Below are 4274 nucleotides of genomic sequence, written 5' to 3' on the forward strand. Positions count from 1 at the left end.
TTCCTGCGCCGAGGCGTAGGAAAGCAGCAGCTTCTCCAGGGCGACGCCTTCGATGCCCGGCTCGCCTTCGGCCGGAATCAGCGACGCGTTTTCCACCGCGCTGCTGGCCAGGTACGCATCCAGCGCCGGGTCGTCCTTGAGGTACTGCTCCTGTTTGCCCTGCTTGATCTTGTACAGCGGCGGCAGGCCGATGTAGATGTGCCCGCGCTCGATCAACTCCGGCATCTGACGGTAGAAGAAGGTCAACAGCAGCGTACGGATGTGCGCGCCGTCGACGTCGGCGTCGGTCATGATGATGATGCGGTGGTAGCGCAGCTTGTCCGGGTTGTACTCGTCGCGACCGATGCCGGTGCCCAGCGCGGTGATCAGCGTACCGACCTGGTCGGAGGCCAGCATGCGGTCGAAACGCGCGCGTTCCACGTTGAGGATCTTGCCGCGCAGCGGCAGCACCGCCTGGTTCTTGCGGTTGCGGCCCTGCTTTGCCGAGCCACCTGCCGAGTCACCCTCGACGATGAACAGCTCGGACAGCGCCGGATCCTTTTCCTGGCAATCGGCCAGCTTGCCCGGCAGGCCGGCGATATCCAGCGCGCCCTTGCGGCGGGTCAGGTCGCGCGCCTTGCGCGCGGCTTCGCGGGCACGGGCGGCATCGACGATCTTGCCGGCAATCGCCTTGGCTTCGTTCGGGTTTTCCTGCAGGAACTCTTCCAGACGTTGGCCGAACGCGCTTTCCACGGCCGGGCGCACGTCGGAGCTGACCAGCTTTTCCTTAGTCTGACTGGAGAAGCTCGGGTCCGGCACCTTCACCGACAGCACCGCGATCATGCCTTCGCGCATGTCATCGCCGGTCAGGTTGATCTTGGCCTGCTTGGCGATGCCGTTCTGCTCGATGTAGTTGTTGAGCACGCGGGTCAGCGCACCGCGGAAGCCGGCCAGGTGCGTACCGCCGTCCTTCTGCGGGATGTTGTTGGTAAAGCAGTACATCGTTTCCTGGTAGGAATCGGTCCACTGCAACGCCACATCCACGGTGATGCCGTTGGATTCGCCGGTTACCGAGATCACGTTCGGGTGCAGCGGGGTCTTCAGCTGCGCCAGATGCTCCACGAAGCTGCGGATACCACCTTCGTAGTGGAAGTCGTCGCGGCGGCCGTCGCCACGCTCGTCGGCCAGGACGATCTTGACGCCGGAATTGAGGAAGGACAGCTCACGCAGGCGACGGGCCAGGATGTCGTAGTGGAACTCGACGTTATCGTGGAACGCCTTTACCGACGGCCAGAAGCGCAGGGTGGTGCCGCGCTTGGTGCTGGCTTCGAGCTGCTTCAGCGGATTGACCGCGGCGCCATCGGCAAATTCCTGCTGGTAATGGAAGCCGCCCTGGARAATATCCAGGACCAGCTTCTGCGACAGGGCGTTGACCACGCTGACGCCGACGCCATGCAGGCCGCCGGAGACTTTGTAGCTGTTGTCATCGAACTTGCCGCCGGCGTGCAGGACGGTCATCACCACTTCGGCCGCGGAGACTTCGCGGTCGAGCTTCTTGCTCATCTGCTCGTGCTTGCCGGTGGGGATGCCGCGCCCGTTGTCGGACACCGAGACCGAACCGTCGGCGTGGATGATCACCGATACGGCGTCGGCGTGGCCGGCCAAGGCTTCGTCGATGGAGTTGTCGACCACCTCGAACACCATGTGGTGCAGACCGGTACCGTCATGGACGTCGCCGATATACATACCGGGACGCTTGCGAACCGCCTCCAGGCCTTCCAGGGCGGTAATGCTGTTGGCGTCGTAGTTGCCGCTATTTGCCGGGGTGTTCTGTTCTTCAGTCATTGCGCTTGCCGTAGGCTCCGCAGGTCGGGCCGCCACCGTGAGGCGGGGCGCCGAGTAATAAGGGGTTGCAACAGCAATTATACCAGCCGGGCACCGTGGCCCTCCGGGAGCCCACTATGGCACAGGCTGGACCTGTCCATGTTCCACGTGGAACCGGGTGATATGCGTTGCGTCGTTAAGCGCTGCCGGTATCTCGGTGGCGGTGATGAATATCTGCGCGGGTCCTGCCTTCAATCGGTCCAGTACCCGCGCCTGGTGGGTGCGGTCGAGTTCTGATGCCAGGTCATCAAGCGCGATCACCGGCCATTCCCCACGCTGTTCGGCGTAATCCTCGGCTTGGGCGAGCAGGCAAGTGAGGGCGGTGAGCTTGGCCTGCCCGCGCGACAGGGCGTCACGGCCGGGAATGGTGGCAAAACCCACGCTCCAGTCCGCGCGATGCGGACCCACCGAGGTGTAGCCGGCCATGCGGTCGCGTTCGCGCGCCAGCAGCAGCGCATCGGACAGGGACAGTTCCTGCTTGCGCCAGCCCGGATTGAGCGTCATCGACTGGATATCGAGGTTAGGCGCAAGCGCTTCGGCCAAGGCGATGGTGCGGTCCTGCAGGCGTTCGAGGTAATGCTGGCGACGCGTGGTCAACGGTTCGCCGGCCTCGGCCAGTTCTCGATCCCAGGCGTCCAGTGCGTGGGGATGCCCGCCCTGCTTGAGTAGCGCATTGCGCTGCTTGAGGGCACGCGAGTAGCGCCGCCACAGGGAGAGGAAGTCTGGTTCCACGTGGAACAACCCCCAGTCGAGGAAGCGCCGACGCGGTTCACCGCCACCGCTGACCAATGCGTGGCTGCCCGGCTCGAACGTCACCACCGCCAGCGCAGCGCAAAGATTGCCGAGCTGGGCAACATCCTCGCCATCCAAGCGACCTTTCCAGTCCTGGCCGCTGTGGCGCAGTCCTGCTTTACGCCGCGTGGAACTTGGCGCGCCTTCGCGCTGCTCGTCCCACTCGACGAACACCTCCAAAGCCTCCTGCCCTTGCCGCACCAGGCCATCGCGCACCCGTCCGCGGAAGCTGCGCCCGTACGCCATGACATGCAAGGCTTCCAGCACGCTGGTTTTGCCCGCCCCGTTGTCGCCGGTAATCAGGTTGATGCCCGGTTGGGGCGCCAGTTCCACGTGATCGAAGCGGCGAACCTGGTGCAGGGACAAACGGCGGATGTGCATGCGGTCGATCAAGGCCGCACGAGGCGGCAGTCGGGTAGGGGGAATCGATCAGCTTACTGCATCGGACCGGTTCCACGTGGCCGGCGATGCAAACGCCGCACTTGGGCCGATATGCCGGCACTGGGGGCTTATGCCCGGAAGGGCGTCTGTCAGCGACCGCTCTGGGCACCCCGAATTCTTTGAAATCTGAGGCGCGAGCAGGGCGGGTGCCGTGCAGATTTGAAGAAATTGCGCGCGTTTTACGCATCGCTCTTCTAGGCCGAACGTCGGCTTGGGCGCAAATCCTTCAAATCTGGACGGGCCACCCAGGCCTGCATATCCAGATCTGACGAGATTCAACGCCTTTGCCGCTGGCTATCCACAGGGGTCATGTATTGCTTCTGCACAACTACTGTAGCGGCTGTGGATAAAAAGTGCCCTTTTAGAAGGGCTGAAAGATATCCACAGGATGACCCCCAGGCCCAGACCCTCTTTTACAGGGGGTTTCGAGGTCAATTAACCCTTATATTTCAACTAGATAAGGTACTTTTCAACCAAATCTGGCCCTACCACCACCACCTAGCTTTAGATTTATATACAGTTTTTAAAGCATAGAGCTGTGATCCAGCGGGCGAATCAGGAGCCGTCCGACCGCGGATCAGGCCGAGGCGAAACCACACGCAGCTGCTTCAGGATCGGGCGAGATTCGAAGAGGATGGTCTGCTGGCAATCGGTGCGGATCCTTTGAGGCTTGTGTTAGCGAAGCAAGGCAGTTCAGCGCGAGCGGTGCGACTCTGATTACCGACCGCTGCCGTCCTGGCCAACGTCGACGCGGTTTCGGGTTCACCCCATGATGATTGCCAATGCTCCACGTGGAACATGGATCATTCGAAGGCTGAAAAAAAAACCCGGCACGAGGCCGGGTTTCTTCAAAACATCGGTTCCACGTGGAACCAAGCGCTCAGGTCACAGGCGCAGCGGCATCACCACATGACGCGACTTCTCGCTGCTGGCTTCGCGGACCAGGGCCGACGAGTTCGAATCACGCAGCTGGATCACCACGAACTCATCGCGCAGTGCCGACAACGCGTCCAGCAGGTAGTTCACATTGAAGCCGATGGCCAGATCGCTGACCGTGGTATCGGCCTCGATCTCTTCCTGGGCTTCTTCCTGCTCCGGGTTGTGCGCGCTGATCTTGAGGTTGCCCGGCGAGACTTCCACGCGGATACCGCGGTACTTTTCGTTGGACAGGATCGCGG

2 protein-coding genes and 1 pseudogene are annotated in these 4274 nt (G+C 62.3%); all 3 read right to left on the reverse strand.

Annotation, left to right across the window (positions count from 1 at the left end):
- On the reverse strand, positions 1-1824 hold a 1824-nt coding region (locus tag AC1DQP_RS17270; protein WP_478052081.1), incomplete at its 3' end, for a DNA gyrase subunit B.
- A 114-nt stretch (positions 1825-1938) separates the two neighbouring features.
- Complete coding sequence (gene recF / locus AC1DQP_RS17275) at positions 1939-3036, reverse strand: DNA replication/repair protein RecF (protein WP_457319110.1); 1098 nt, start codon at positions 3034-3036, stop codon at positions 1939-1941.
- 945 nt (positions 3037-3981) lie between these two features.
- Positions 3982-4274 (reverse strand): annotated as a pseudogene (locus AC1DQP_RS17280) (DNA polymerase III subunit beta); the annotation flags it as partial.

The sequence above is a fragment of the Stenotrophomonas sp. P5_A8 genome, assembly GCF_056400545.1.